Annotated in this window: 16 protein-coding genes; 10 read left to right on the top strand and 6 right to left on the bottom strand. The window is 59.4% G+C overall.

Features of this window, described 5'->3' with window-relative positions:
- Positions 1-59: 59 nt before the first annotated feature.
- The 4 genes from G3480_RS08425 to G3480_RS08410 form a co-directional block, all read right to left on the bottom strand.
- Positions 60-2,699: a glycosyltransferase family 2 protein gene (locus G3480_RS08425; protein ID WP_164653430.1), complete on the bottom strand. Its 2,640-nt coding sequence runs from the start codon at positions 2,697-2,699 to the stop codon at positions 60-62.
- 267 nt (positions 2,700-2,966) lie between these two features.
- Positions 2,967-3,605 carry a hypothetical protein gene (locus G3480_RS08420; RefSeq protein WP_164653429.1) on the bottom strand — a complete coding sequence of 213 codons (639 nt, stop codon included), beginning with the start codon at positions 3,603-3,605 and terminating at the stop codon, positions 2,967-2,969.
- A 533-nt stretch (positions 3,606-4,138) separates the two neighbouring features.
- A complete protein-coding gene (locus G3480_RS08415) occupies positions 4,139-4,831 on the bottom strand; it encodes a response regulator (RefSeq protein WP_164653428.1) in 693 nt (230 codons plus the stop codon).
- Positions 4,828-6,336, bottom strand: coding sequence for an ATP-binding protein (locus G3480_RS08410; RefSeq protein WP_240905682.1), 1,509 nt, complete (start codon positions 6,334-6,336; stop codon positions 4,828-4,830). Before G3480_RS08410 ends, G3480_RS08415 begins: the two co-directional genes overlap by 4 nt.
- Positions 6,337-6,728: 392 nt before the next feature.
- On the opposite strand from G3480_RS08410, the gene G3480_RS08405 reads away from it, so the two are divergent.
- The 10 genes from G3480_RS08405 to G3480_RS08360 all read left to right on the top strand — a co-directional run bounded on the left by G3480_RS08405 (position 6,729) and on the right by G3480_RS08360 (position 11,659).
- The gene (locus tag G3480_RS08405; protein WP_164653426.1) at positions 6,729-7,160 is read left to right on the top strand and encodes a hypothetical protein; all 432 of its coding nucleotides are present in this window, start codon (positions 6,729-6,731) and stop codon (positions 7,158-7,160) included.
- 347 nt (positions 7,161-7,507) lie between these two features.
- Complete coding sequence (gene pufB, locus G3480_RS08400) at positions 7,508-7,651, top strand: light-harvesting antenna LH1, beta subunit (RefSeq protein ID WP_007042216.1); 144 nt, start codon at positions 7,508-7,510, stop codon at positions 7,649-7,651.
- Positions 7,652-7,666: 15 nt separating this feature from the next.
- Positions 7,667-7,882 carry a light-harvesting antenna LH1, alpha subunit gene (pufA, locus tag G3480_RS08395; RefSeq protein ID WP_164653425.1) on the top strand — a complete coding sequence of 72 codons (216 nt, stop codon included), beginning with the start codon at positions 7,667-7,669 and terminating at the stop codon, positions 7,880-7,882.
- 94 nt (positions 7,883-7,976) lie between these two features.
- Positions 7,977-8,117, top strand: a complete 141-nt coding sequence (gene pufB, locus G3480_RS08390) for a light-harvesting antenna LH1, beta subunit (protein ID WP_012971756.1) — start codon at positions 7,977-7,979, stop codon at positions 8,115-8,117.
- Between the two features lie 36 nt (positions 8,118-8,153).
- Entirely contained in the window at positions 8,154-8,315 is a 162-nt protein-coding gene (gene pufA, locus G3480_RS08385; protein ID WP_164653424.1) for a light-harvesting antenna LH1, alpha subunit, read from the top strand.
- 632 nt (positions 8,316-8,947) lie between these two features.
- The gene (gene pufB, locus G3480_RS08380; RefSeq protein WP_007042216.1) at positions 8,948-9,091 is read left to right on the top strand and encodes a light-harvesting antenna LH1, beta subunit; all 144 of its coding nucleotides are present in this window, start codon (positions 8,948-8,950) and stop codon (positions 9,089-9,091) included.
- A 16-nt stretch (positions 9,092-9,107) separates the two neighbouring features.
- Positions 9,108-9,323, top strand: coding sequence for a light-harvesting antenna LH1, alpha subunit (gene pufA, locus G3480_RS08375; protein ID WP_164653423.1), 216 nt, complete (start codon positions 9,108-9,110; stop codon positions 9,321-9,323).
- A 91-nt stretch (positions 9,324-9,414) separates the two neighbouring features.
- The gene (gene pufB / locus G3480_RS08370) at positions 9,415-9,555 is read left to right on the top strand and encodes a light-harvesting antenna LH1, beta subunit (protein WP_012971756.1); all 141 of its coding nucleotides are present in this window, start codon (positions 9,415-9,417) and stop codon (positions 9,553-9,555) included.
- Positions 9,556-9,591: 36 nt separating this feature from the next.
- Positions 9,592-9,750, top strand: a complete 159-nt coding sequence (pufA, locus tag G3480_RS08365) for a light-harvesting antenna LH1, alpha subunit (RefSeq protein WP_164653422.1) — start codon at positions 9,592-9,594, stop codon at positions 9,748-9,750.
- A gap of 478 nt (positions 9,751-10,228) precedes the next feature.
- The gene (locus tag G3480_RS08360) at positions 10,229-11,659 is read left to right on the top strand and encodes a BCD family MFS transporter (RefSeq protein WP_164653421.1); all 1,431 of its coding nucleotides are present in this window, start codon (positions 10,229-10,231) and stop codon (positions 11,657-11,659) included.
- A 220-nt stretch (positions 11,660-11,879) separates the two neighbouring features.
- On the opposite strand, the gene G3480_RS08355 is transcribed toward G3480_RS08360, so the two are convergent.
- Both G3480_RS08355 and G3480_RS08350 read right to left on the bottom strand, forming a co-directional pair.
- On the bottom strand, positions 11,880-12,536 hold the full coding sequence (locus tag G3480_RS08355) for a thiol:disulfide interchange protein DsbA/DsbL (protein ID WP_164653420.1): 657 nt from the start codon (positions 12,534-12,536) through the stop codon (positions 11,880-11,882).
- Between the two features lie 12 nt (positions 12,537-12,548).
- Positions 12,549-13,088, bottom strand: a complete 540-nt coding sequence (locus tag G3480_RS08350) for a disulfide bond formation protein B (protein WP_164653419.1) — start codon at positions 13,086-13,088, stop codon at positions 12,549-12,551.
- Positions 13,089-13,507: the final 419 nt, after the last annotated feature.

The following is a 13,507-nucleotide window of genomic DNA, read 5'->3' as shown; positions in this document are numbered from 1 at the left end:
CGCCCTCAAGGATCCTCGGAGCCTCTACGATGATTTCCAGACAGCCTCTGAGCCCCGCCCTAGGCCTCGCGGCTGACGGATTGATCGACGGCCGCGGTCGTCTCGCAGCCCATATCGGACATGGGGCCGATGAGGTCGGCTGAAAGGTGCTGCCAGGCACTGGTCAGGGAAACCAGCACCGAGGCTAAGTAGGGAATGGCCTGGACGACGAGCACGGCGACCCAGATGCGCACATCCAACATAAAGGCATCATCCCGCAACATGACCCCAAAGGCTGCGAGTAGGAAGGCGAAGGCCAGCAGCGCTTCCTCCCGGGCATCACCCAGGGCGCGAATGACGGCGGGTGCTTCGGCCATCTTGGGGGTGCGGAAGAAGCCCAGCTTGCCCGTGACCAGCCCCCCGAACATGGCGCGGGCGATGGTGTGGGAGAGCGCGAGGCCCGCGAGTCCGGCCGCGAGGCTCTGCCGGAAGGTCGCAATGACGCGGCGACGATAGAGGAAGAGGCTCTTTGACATCTTGAAGCCGAAGAGCACGAGCGGTATCAGGGCGATCGACATATAGGGCGGGGTGACCTGGAGCGGGTAGAGCACCATGGCTACGGACCAGGCCAGCGCCGCGAAATTGAACAAGAGGTTGAAGCCATCCGCGAACCACGGCAGCCAGCCGGCCACGAAGTGATAGCGCTGGCCAGCGGATAAGGCCGTCTTGCGCGTTCCGAAAAGCTCGCGCCAGTGGCGCAGCAAGATGCGTACTGCTCCATAGGCCCAGCGATAGCGCTGCTTTCTGAAATCGGCAAAGGTATCTGGCATCAGCCCGCGGCCGTAGGTACAGGGGATATAGAGCGCCTTGTAGCCGGCCTCGAACAGCCGCAGTCCTAGCTCTGCGTCTTCGGTGATGCACCACTCGGCCCAGCCCTGCATCTCATCGAGCGTCTTGCGCCGGATCATGGTCATGGTGCCGTGCTGGATGATGGCGTTGCGCTCGTTACGGGTCACCATGCCGAGGTGAAAGAAGCCCCGGTATTCGGCCATGCACATCGCCTTGAAGGCGTTCTGATGGGCGTCGCGGTAGTCTTGGGGAGCTTGTGCGATGGCGACCTCGGGGTCCGCGAAGGCCGGTACCAGGTGGCGCAGCCACGCGGGTTTGACGATGTAGTCCGCGTCGATGACGGCGACCACCTCGGCCATGGGGCTGGTCTCGCGCAGTGCGAAGTTGAGGGCGCCTGCCTTGTAGCCGGCCAAGGGATCCACGTGGAAGAAGCGAAAGCGCTCGCCGAGCTGCGCGCAATAGTCCCGCACGGGTTGCCAGACTGCCGGGTCCTTGGTGTTGTTGTCGATCACCAGGACCTCGAAGTAGGGATAGTCCAGGGCCGCGAGGCCGTCCAGCGTCTCTTTCAAGAGTTCTGGCGGCTCGTTGTAGGCCGGAACATGGACAGACACGAACGGCAGTTGATCGTCCGGGACGGCACGCAGCGGGAAGGGGCGGCGCCACTGACGCAGCCACACGGATTCCGCCCACTCATGGGCCTCTGCCATGAGGAGCACGATCACACCGACGCCGCCGATCAAGAGCAGAAGCCCCACGGCAGTGGTTGCCGGTGTCATGTACTGACGGGTGTAGTCGTAGACGATCCACACGGCAGCGGTCGAGATCGCGTAGGTAATGAGCGCCAGGAAGCTCTTGCCGCGCTTCGAGAGGGTCGAGCTGTCGCGGTAAAGGAAGGCGAGCAAGAGGACCCCGATAACGACGGATAGACCCGCGAGTTCGCGCCAGTGTGGGATGCGCACGACGGGCTTGGTGAAATCGAACTTGGGCTCGCGGTTGGAGTTGTAGACACCCCAGTAGGTGCCCGTCGCGCCCTCGGTCTTCAGCTTCCAGAGCTGATCGAAGGCCTCCATGACGTAATAGACGTAGTGCTCTGCCTCGGCCTTGGCGAGGAAGCGGCGCAGGAAGCGCGTTTGGTTGGCCGGCGAGGCCTCGGCGCCGCGGTTGCGCCGTCCATTGCTCGGCCAACCGACCTCGCCAATGATGATCGGCTTGTTGGGGTAAGCCTCTTTGACCTGGTCGTAGCGGCTGACCGCATAGTCCACGGCTTGGTCGAGCGGGACACCTTCCCAGTAGGGCAGCAGATGGATGGTGATGAAGTCGACGTGCTCGACCAGCTCCGGGTACTTGAGCCAGACATGCCAAGGCTCGGCGGTGCTGACCGGCAGCCAAGTCAGTTTGCGCACGCGCTCCAGATACTCGATCAGCTCCGCGACCTCGACGTCGTCGCGCAGAATGGCCTCGTTTCCAACCATGACACGGACGACATTGCGGTTGCCCTTCGCCAGGACCTCCCTCAGCCGCTCCAGCTCTTGCTCGTTGTCCTCTCGCCGGTCGCCGATCCAGGCGCCCAAGGTGACGTTTAGGCCGTGCTCGGCAGCGAGGCTTGGTACAGCCCCGAGGGTGCCCTCTAGGGTGTAGGTCCGCACGGCATGGACCTTTCCTTCCAGCAAGGCGAGATCGCTCTCGATATCCTCGACGGAAGGAAAGCGATCCTGGCTCGGATCGTCATCGGCCTGCATCGGCGAGAAGGAAAAGCCCTGAATCCGACTGGGCCATGTCGGCTCCTCGTTGGGTCGGTTCAAGAGCCACCAAGCCGCGACCGTCAGCAGGGCGATCAGGATGGGAATGAGGATGTTGATCGAGCGGTTCATGGTGCGGCTCGGCTACTCTGGATCATGAGTGCGGTGTCTGGATCGCAGAGTCTACAGTGAGACGCGCCGCTGGTCGCGATGGACTGCCTGCAAGTGCGGAGTTGCTGAAGGGGAGGGGCGTCGAGTCAGCGGACTGAAACCGCGGGCCTTGTTCTCGACTTCGCGCGGAACGAAAAACGCCTCGACCTGAGTCGAGGCGTTGATTTGGCCATGCCTGGTGGGCTGCGAATCGGCTGAAATCGCAAGCCCTAGCTCACCGATGCAGGCTCAGGAGGCGTGGCTGCGTTGCCGATAGCCGATGCCTACGAAACCGAGCACTGCAGACCCAAACAGCCAAGCCGCCGCTGGCAGCGGGACTGCGGATACAGTCATGCCCGAGATCTTGAAGCTGTCGTCACGGTCTCCGATCTTTGCAAAGAAGCGCCAGAGGCTGTCGGGGGCCAGGCTTGACAGTGCAATTGTTAGTTCGCTTCCCCCGCTTCCCCCGCGATTATTTTGATGAGTTAGGTTGCCATCCCAAACTGAGCCGGACGAGTAGGATATGTCGGCATCGCCGTAGCGCGCGAGCGTGATGGTCTCCACCGTCACATCCAAGCTGCCGAAGTCGAATAGCACGAAATCATCGGGCCCTGAGTTATCCACCGTGTGCGAGTTGTCTCCCGAGAACTGGACGCCCAGACCAGGTTCCCATTGGCCCAGGCTAACCTGATCGTTGGTACTTCTTGAGCGGGTCCACCCACTCGCATCAACCGAGACGGTCCCGGTGGTGTCGGTGAAGGTCGCTGTGTTTCCGATCGAGCCATTTCCGCCTGAAAAATCAAAAGTGTATGTGGCTGCCTCCGCAACAGAGACACTGAGGAAAGCCAGTGTAAGTGCAGCGCGCGTCAAGGTTTTTCGTTGCTTCATTATCGTTGATCCAAAAGATTCTGACGGTTTTCACTGGTCGCCCTTCGTCTTGCCTCGCCTGCTTTCTTGCAGAGAAGCTTCCGTGAGCTACCCACTAAGGAGGTTCGAGTTGGTCCCTTTAGCACGCAGCGTGCCCAAAGCTAAACGCAGGACAGTCGCTAAGGGTGTGAATTACGGATCTGTAAGGATATTTAGTCTTGAAGGGGCAATTTAGGAGCCTTAATGCCTAGGGACGTCAAGGCCAAAATGGTACAAATATGTCGCATAAAAGTGACTATTGAGTCAGGTTTGTGTGACGGATTTGTTCGGCCTGGGTGCATGTGACGCCGACGCTCATGCTGACGAGAAAATCTTTAGGAAATTCTCGGCATCATGGAAAGATTTGGATCCTGAGTAAGTGGGTCCAGCTGCGTGGGATGCCGGGGCGCCTGGAGACATCCCTTGCCGGTCGGACGCCTTTTCGCCGGTGAAGGGTAGCCGGCCCAGAGTGTCGATGCATTCCATGCCGACCCTGACGCGTCGCGAGGCGTTGGTCAGTCCTCTGATTCCTCGTATCGGTAGCCAACGCCATACACGGAGTGGATAAGTTCGCGGTCAGGGACGAGTTCAGCAAGCTTGCGCCTCAGCTTCTTGACGTGACTATCGATGGTTCGATCGGAGACGACGCGGTGATCCTTATAGATGCGATCCATCAGCCGGTCGCGCGAGAAGATGCGGCCGGGGGATTCGTGCAGTGTCTCTAGGAGCGCGAATTCGACTGCTGTGAGTTCGATCTCTCTGTCCTCGCAGCGCACCCGCAGTCGATCTGGCAGGAGCGTGAGGGGGCCTAGGGAGCGGCTTTGGCTGCTTTGAGCCGTGCGTCTAAGCACGGCCTTGACGCGGGCGACCAGCTCACGGGGACTGTAGGGCTTGCAGACATAGTCGTCGGCGCCAAGTTCGAGGCCGAGGAGGCGATCGATTTCTTCGATCCGCGCGGTGGCCATGATGATGGGCACTTGGCTCTCTGCGCGGATCTCCTTGCAGATGGTCAGGCCATCCTTTCCTGGGAGCATCAGGTCCAGGAGGATGAGGTCTGGTTGCTCGCCGCGGGTCCATTCGACAGCGCCGGTGCCTTCCTTCAAGCGATGGACGCTGAAGTCTGCTGCCTTGAGGTAGTCGGCGACGAGGGTGGCGAGGCGTTCCTCGTCCTCGACAATCAGAATGAGTGGCTTGTTGCGGTTGGTCATAGTTGCAGGGGCTTGAGCTTCTTCTTGCGAATGCGCGCATAGCTGGCGACAGGCAGCGTTATGCGCAGCCAAAGGCCGCCCGTTGGCGAGGGATGGGCGGAAATGGTGCCGTCGTGGGCGTCTACGATGTTCTTGACGATGGCGAGGCCGAGGCCGGAACCGCCGGTGTGTCGGCTCCGCGAGGCATCAACACGATAGAGCCGATCGAAGAGCTTCGAGAGTGCCTCCGTCGGCACGTCGGGTGGCGTGTCCTGAAAGTCGATGAGGACTTCTTTGTCGCGGCGGCTTAGCGCGATGCTGAGGCCCCCGCCGGGGTCGGTGTATTGCTGACTGTTGCTCATCAGGTTGCGGAAGAGCTGCGAGAGGCGTTGGGCGTCGGCATGGACGTAGACGGGCTCAGTCGGCTCAATGTTGAGCGCGAGCGTTAGGTCGGCGTCTGAGAATGACCGGCGGAACGCATCGGCGTCTGAGGCCAAGACGTCGACGACGTCAGTTTCTTCCATCCGGTATCCAAGCGCGCCGAGATCGGATGTCGAGAGTTCATAGAGATCGTCGACAAGGCGCCCGAGCCGCAGGGTGTCGCCGTGCAGCGTATCCAAAGCGCTGCGATCGAAGGGGCGCATGCCGTCTTGTAGCGCCTCGATCTCGGCGCGCAGTAGGGCGATGGGTGTACGCAGCTCGTGCGAGATGTCGGCTGCCCAGCGTCTGCGTGCGCGCTCGTTCTTGTCGAGTGCGGCGGCTAGGGCGTTGATGTCGCCGCCGAGCCGGGCAATTTCGTCACTACCGTAGGTCCGCACGCGGGCGCTGAAGTCGCCCGTGGCCAGGCGTCGTGCTGTGTCTTGAAAACTGCGTACCGGACGGACAAAGCGAACCGAGAGCGGATAGGCGAGGGCGGCTGACAGCAGCAAGGTAGCCAAGGCGATCATCCAGAGGCGGTCTCCCTGGGTGGCGCGGAAGCGCAGCTCCGCAGACTCCGGAATGGGCGATCCCGGCAGCAGGGCGAGTTCTCCGATCGTCTCATCCTCGAGTTCGAGTGGGATGCGGCGCGCATCCGCGATGAAGGGCTCCCGGCCGTAGAGCACCTTGCCATGCGCATCCAGAAGCATGAGTCGCAGCTCGAGGGGTGCGGGGCGCTCGCGATTGCTCAGATGATCCAGCGCCTCATGGGGCGGCCAGACGCCAGCCGGGGGCTGGGCGTGCCGCATCCATGGTGGGCGGCGATCCAGTCGTCCGGGCTCGGGGCCGATCTCGAAGAAGGGCTCGCGCCGACCGACGAGTGCGCTTACCCACAGGCTCGGGCTTTCGAGCAGCGGCTCCCAGGACAGCTGGCGGCGGTAGATATCGACGAGTCGATCCGCGATGCGATTGATTCTGTCCTGCTCTCGCGCGTCGGCGAGTTCGACCAGGCCGCGCTGGAAGGACCACTGGACCACAGCGTGCGAGCCGACGAGGACCACGAGACAGGCGAAGAGTATGGTGAGGAACAGCTTGGAATGGATCGACATCCGCATGCTCGGATAATCGTCATCCAGCTTGCAAGAAAGATGGACTCTACCGCGACGGGCACTGCTGCGTGCGAGAAAATCGCTTGCAGTGGAGCCCCAGGGCGCACTGGCGCCTGCGTACTTAACGCTGGGTGTCAGCCCTGTTTGGGAGCAGCGCAGGTGTCATCGTTGACCACCGTCAGTGCGCTACGATGACAAGCGGTCGCAGCCGAAATACAATCCCCTGATTCCAGTAGGCTAACTGCATCCACTGCGGCATTGCCACTGTGGCATTGATAGCGCGGATGCACTGCTGAGTCCCGGGCGCTCTCTGTCCTTGCGTCTCAATGAGGCTGCTTGCCTCCACGCAAGGCCGCTCTCCCCAACCCGAATCACATCTATATAGAGAGGAAATGCTCGTGAAGTTTGCGGCGAAAAGAACTTGGCCTGAGAAGGCGTCGTCCTGGGAGCATGAAGGCGACGCAGACAGCGTTGAAGCCTTCGCGGCGGAGTTCGCCGCGATCGAGCAGCTGCCGGTTGACACCGAGCTTGTTGTCATGACCAAGGATGACGGCGGCCCGAGCCCTCGGTTCATGAAGATTGTCGGTACTTCTCCCTACGCCTTTGAGTCTGCCGAGCCCAAGACGCAGGCAGCATCCCCGGAGCCGTCGGCGCCGGCGGCACCGGACGACGCGGGGCAGGAGGAGGATCCGCCAGTTGGGATGCCAAATCTCAGTCCGGTGATCTCCATGCTTTTTTACATGGGGAAGGTTTCCGTGATCGCCACCCTGGCCATCGCTGTGATGGCGGTGTTCATTACCTACCTAAAAAACTGGCTCGCTTGAGGCTGTGCAGGTCCGTCCCGCCCGGTACGGTCGTTTGGCGATGGTCGAGGCTGCCCTAAAGACCTTTCCCAAGGCCGGAAACTTCACTCGCGTTTTCTCCAGTTTTTGCGCTGGATCAAAAGGATTCGCGAAGCTGGTAAGAGTCTAGTCTTCTGGGCCTTGGCGGATGTAAAACCAGCTTGACATCTCACTGTGTCAAGCTAAGATGACACCCAGGATCGCAGAGGGGTCCTAAAGTTTCAAAGTCCCAAGATTTGGGGCTGGCGTACATCTGGCGGCAAGCTGCCGATTGCTCCACCGCCAGCGTGCAAATGGCGACACTACTTATCGAGTATGGAGGCCTAGCAATGGCTGATATGAAGAGTCTCTCGGGCTTGACCGAGCAGCAGGCAAAAGAATTCCACGAGCAGTTTAAAGTCACCTACACCGCATTTGTCGGTCTGGCAGCTCTGGCGCATCTGTTCGTCATTGCAGCGAATCCTTGGTGGTAATCGGAGATACGAATCATGGCAATTGAGTTCATGGGCTACAAGCCCCTCGAAAATGACTACAAATTCTGGCTGGTCGTCAATCCGTCCACTTGGCTGATTCCGACGCTTCTCGCTGTTCTTGCGACCGCCATTTTGGTTCACGTCGCCGCATTCTCGCTGGAAGATCAGGGTTGGAGTGCTCCGGCTCCTGAGGCAGTCGTGGTTGTCGAGCCTGAGGCTGCTGCTAGCTGATTTGTATCGTCGTGGCAGAGACATTGTCACGGTGGAATAACTGCCGTCTGTAAATACAGAGGCAATTTCATTCATCCCTTTGGGAGGTTTATCGATGGCCGAGCAATCCTTGTCGGGTCTGACCGAGCAACAGGCAAAAGAATTCCACGAGCAGTTCAAAGTGACCTACACCGCCTTCGTTGGTCTGGCGGCTCTGGCTCACCTGTTCGTTATTGCTGCCAATCCTTGGTGGTAATCTAGTTTTAGCTCTCGACTTAAAGAGGTCAATACAATGAGCGACGTTGCAAAACCAAAAAATCCTGAAGACGATTGGAAAATCTGGCTGGTCGTCAATCCTGCTACTTGGCTGATGCCTTACCTGCTGGCTGTGCTCGCTGTTGCGATCGCTGTTCACTGGGTCGTCTTCGCTGTTGGTCTCGGCTGGCACGCTTGATCGTCTAGCGAGATGCGTGGCGACAGCTGTCGCTGCGGTTGGCCGGGCGCGCTTATAAGCGCGCCCGGTTGCGTTTTGGCTCACTGGCCTTGCTCTCCGCCTTCTGCGGTCGTGCTTTAACCTTCTCTGTTCGATTCCTCTCCTCTCCTCTCCTCTCCTCTCCTGTGCTTGGTTTGCTGCGTCCTCTTCGCGAAGACTGGCCGCCTTGTTCTTGTCCTCCGCGTGACCTCAGGCTTGAGTTCCTCAACCTGTCGCCTGCCCAGATTGATTCATGTTGTCGCGAGCCGCTTCAGGAAGCCCCCCCCCTGACTCAGTCGATTGGCCAGTCTCTACCGCGTCTTCTCCCCGACTATTCCCGCTCCAAGAGTGCCCAAAAACAGCGTTTTCCCGGCGTCGGAAGCACAAAATATTGCGCTCGCTCAAGTTGGGCGCGCATTACAATCGAACGCTGTCTAAGGGGCTTGACATATACCCATGTCAAGCTAAGATGACACCCAGGATCTAGACGGGGTCCTGATGTGTTGAACCAGGTTGAGAACCTTCGAGGCCGTCACAGGGCTCCGAACGAGGAAGCAGCAAAGTTCTCAACAGGTTGCGTGAATGTTGATATCAGAATTTACGGAGGCCAAACAATGGCTGATATGAAGAGTCTCTCGGGTTTGACCGAGCAGCAAGCTAAAGAGTTTCACGAGCAGTTCAAAGTGACTTACACTGCGTTCGTCGGCCTGGCAGCTCTGGCGCATCTGTTCGTCATTGCAGCGAATCCTTGGTGGTAATCGGAGATCACGAATCATGGCAATTGAGTTCATGGGCTACAAGCCCCTCGAAAATGACTACAAATTCTGGCTGGTTGTCAATCCTGCTACCTGGTTGATTCCGACCTTCATCGCCCTCGCTGCATTGGCAGTTCTGGTTCACGTCGCTGCGTTCTCGCTTGAGGATCAAGGTTGGCATGCGCCGGCTCCTGAGGCCGTCGAAGCTGCGCCGGCTGAAGCTGCTGCTAGCTGAATTCGTATCGTCGTGGCAGATGTTGCCGCGGTGGAATAGCTGCCGTCTGTAAAGACAGAGGCAATCGCACTAATCCCTTGGGAGATTTACAATGGCCGAGCAATCCTTGTCGGGTCTGACCGAGCAACAAGCAAAAGAGTTCCACGAGCAGTTCAAAGTGACCTACACCGCTTTCGTCGGTCTGGCCGCTCTGGCTCACCTGTTCGTTATTGCTGCCAATCCTTGGTGGTAATCTAGTTTTAGCTCTCGACTAAAAGAGGTCAATACAATGAGCGACGTCGCAAAGCCCAGAAACCCCGAAGACGATTGGAAGATCTGGCTGGTTCTGAATCCTGCTACTTGGCTGATGCCCCTTTTCTACGCCCTGCTGGTTCTGGCCATCGCCGTCCATTGGGTCGTGTTCGCCGTCGGTCTCGGCTGGCAGTGATCCTCTGCAGCTCGGAGCCCGTCATTTCAAGGTGACGTTGGATCCGAGAAGGCGTACGTTGCAGTACGTCGATGCGGTGGATGGGATGCAGAGCAATTCTGCACCTCTCATCCACCGCATGTTTTCTTGAAAGCCCCCTCCGATGCTCTCTCCTCCGCATTCACAAGGCGCTATGACCTCCTTCTGCCTGGGAAGATAGGGTTGTAATTTTGGCTTGACCGTTGTTTCCATGGGCCGATTTCCCCGCGCCGCTCTGAAAACCTCTGTGTGTCCCTGATGAGTGCGCGCCGGAGTTGATCTCATCCCTTTCAATGCAGCGCGCAGGGGCGTAACATCGCGATTTTTCGGCGGTATGGCTCCATAGGCCTGCCTTTTCGTTTGGACCTTCTGCGGGTTTTGTGTGAGATTTTGCCGGACCGCCTGCTTGCGATCTGCTGTAGGTCTCAGCCCCGTTTCAACTCCGGAGTAGAGATTCGGCATGAGTGAGTCTGTAGATCCACGGTTGCTTGCGTGGCGTGTGTTGGTTAAGAAGATGTTGCCGTTCGCCGATGTGGCGACGCCGGACCTACCCCTGAAGCGACTCTTAAGACTGTCGCTGTTTCAGGTTTCCGTAGCGATCGCCATGGTTCTGCTGACGGGCACTCTGAACCGGGTCATGGTCGTGGAACTGAATGTGCCGACCTGGCTCGTTGCAGCCATGGTGGCGCTACCGCTCGTTTTCGCGCCGTTCCGGGCGCTGATTGGCCACCGGTCTGACTATCATCATTCTGCCTTCGGTCTGCGGCGCGTCCCCTACATTTGGTTCGGCAGCATGCTGCAGTTCGGTGGCTTTGCCATCATGCCGTTCGCCCTGCTTCTTCTCGCCGACGTAGAGAATAGCCTGAATCTTCTTGGAAAGGTCGGTGCGGCCTTGGCCTTCTTGATGGTTGGGGCGGGCCTCCATACGACGCAGACTGCAGGTCTTGCGCTGGCCACCGATCTCGCGCCGCCGGACAAACGCCCGCGGGTGGTTGCGCTCCTGTACGTCACCTTGCTGCTCGGCATGTTGCTCAGCGCTTTGCTGTTCGGGCAGCTGCTGACGAACTTCTCGCAGCAGCTTCTCATACAGCTGATTCAAGGTGCGGCTGTCGCCACCATCGCATTGAACGTGGTCGCACTTTGGAAGCAAGAGGCGATCGATCCGGAGCGGGCTGCGAAGCCAGTTGAGCGTCCGCCGTTCTTGGAAACTTGGCGAGACTTTGCGCAAGGCGGGCAAGCGGGAAAGCTGCTTGTTGTCGTCGGCCTCGGAACCGCCGGCTTCACGATGCAAGACATTCTTCTCGAGCCATACGGTGGCCAGGTGCTTGGGATGACGGTCTCGCAGACCACCGCGCTGACCGCCTTGTTGGCGGGCGGGACTTTGATCGCTTTTGTCTTGTCGGGATATCTCTTAGGGCGAGGAGGTAATGCCTATCGCATCAGTGCGGCCGGGGCGATCATTGGGGTCTTCGCTTTTGCAGCGGTCATTTATGCCGCGGCCCTGAGTTCAGAGCACGTCTTTCGAATCGGGACGGGCTTGATCGGGTTCGGGTCGGGGTTGCTGGCGGTGGGTACCTTGACAGCTGCCATGGACATGGCGGAAGGCGGTCACAGTGGCCTAGCTTTGGGCGCTTGGGGCGCGGTTCAGGCCACGGCAAACGGTGTTGCCGTTGCGCTCGGAGGTGCGTTGCGCGACATCGTCTCCGGGCTTGCCGACGGCGGCGCATTCGGGGCCCAATGGGTTAATCCGGCAACCGGCTACGCTTTCGTCTACGCCTTCGAGATTCTGCTGTTGCTGGCAGCCTTGATCGTTATCACTCCTTTGGCGATCCGTTCATACGCGCCTCGCGCTCGGGCCCCGTCAAAGATTGGGCTGGATCAGCTGCCCTAGTCTAGTCCCCTAAGCTGCGGCAGCGATTCGTTAGAGGCCGGCAGTGGGCTAGAAGCCCGCTGTCGGCCTCTTTGGTTTCGTGGGTTGGCTGTGGCGGAATCCGGTCGCGGTGATCAATGTCGCGCGTTAGAAGAGATCATTTGCCGGGACTCTAGTCTGAGCTGGACCCTTGCTCAGTCTCGGTGCTTCCGATTTTGTGGAGGAAGATTCCAGCGTCAAGCTAGGCTGGTGGCGTTTCTAGGCGCGCTTTCTCCACTAGCCGATCGGCGATCTCCAGGGTTTCGGGCAGCGTCTTCGCGCGTCGTGCCAGGACGGCATAGCGCCCGCCGACGGTGATGGTCGGGACTGCGTCAATGACGTATCTCCCGGCTAGATAATCGGCGCGCCCGAGTTTCGTCTCAACATCGAAGGACTTGAATACCTCCGAGAATCGATCCGTATCGATGTCCTTCCCTTTCAGCCAATCGATCATCGCTGGCTCGGCATACAGCTTAAGGCGTTGCTCGTGAATGGCGTCGAAGATCTCTTGATCGAGCCTCTCCAAGCTGTTCATGATCTCTAGCGAGTAGTACAAGCGGGCGAGATTGGCCCAAGCGCGCCGTCCGAAGGTCACCGGGACGCGGCGAAAAGCAACATCCTCTGGCTGTTTCTTGGCCCACGCCTTCGCCAAGGGGTTGAGCGAGCTGCAGTGCGGGCAGCCATAGGAGAAGAATTCCAGGACTTCGATCTTCCCGGGGACGTCGCTGGGCTGAGGCGGCTTGATGGCGCGCCAGTCTTGACCCTCTTTCAGCTCCTCTGCCTTTAGGGCTTCCGGTGCGGATGCGACGACCAATCCGGTCAGTACGAGGTTATTGAACTGTCTTCGGCTCAGGGGCATGCAAAATCTCCTTTAAGCTCTCGAGTGCTCGATTGAAGTCGACCGCCCTGTGGTGGGGCGGAGCGATTGGCGGATTGTCCACGCGGTCGCAACCGCCAGAAGGCAGAATGACACCAAGGACCAGTTCGCGAGGGAGAGTCCCAGAAGTTTGAAGGCGTCATCCTCGCAAAAGCCTGTCGCGAGGAACAGCGAAGGCGCGAGTTCGCCCAGCCATTCCACGAAGATCTCGATCGTTCCCGGTTGAGCGCCAACGCAGGAAATTGCTCCTGTCGGTTGAAGCTGAATCCAGCTTTGATAGATTGCCGTCGCGGCGCCGCCGACTGCGGTTAGAAGCGCGAGCGTACCCAGGGCTAAGGATGTCGGGCGGTTCCTAGCTGAAAGTCCCGCGCCGATCGCGAGCCCGCCAAATATCAGCATCAGAAGGCGCTGAAAGATGCAAAGGTGACAGGGATCCAGGCGAAGCGTGTCGGTCATGATGACCGTCCCGAATCCGATTCCGATCGACCCTGCGCCTAAAATGAGCCACGAGCCCCAAGATTTCATGCTCGCCATTCTTCCTCCTTGGCTCGAGGCCAAGTCATCTTAAGTATCCGCCGTGCCAGGCATCGAGCGCGTGCTACCCAACGGGGACGGCTCGAGCGGCGATCAAGAGCGCGAGATCATAGCGGATTTGCTTAGTGTGGTGCGTCCGGCTGCATCGATTCGGCCCCTGCGAGGAGTACTCACCGAAGGCCGCTTGATACTTGTGGCCGAGCGCTTGAGCCGGGTTGGCGCGGCTTGCTCGGGAGCGAACTCAACATTTCCTGCTCTAAGACCACCAGACTCGAAAATTGTTCTTGACGTTGGTCTTTCAGGCTGTAGAATGCGCGGCTCCTCAGGGACGGGGGGGGTTGATTGAGTTTAGTGGCGCTGAAGTTTGGAGTGTTGCTGAGCGGCGAGCTGCAAAAGGAGTTGACGCCGACCTGATTTAC

The organism is Thiorhodococcus mannitoliphagus, from assembly GCF_010915725.1.
Classification (GTDB): Bacteria; Pseudomonadota; Gammaproteobacteria; order Chromatiales; family Chromatiaceae; genus Thiorhodococcus; species Thiorhodococcus mannitoliphagus.
Note: the sequence above shows the minus strand (reverse complement) of the source record. Positions and strands in the feature narration are given on the sequence as shown.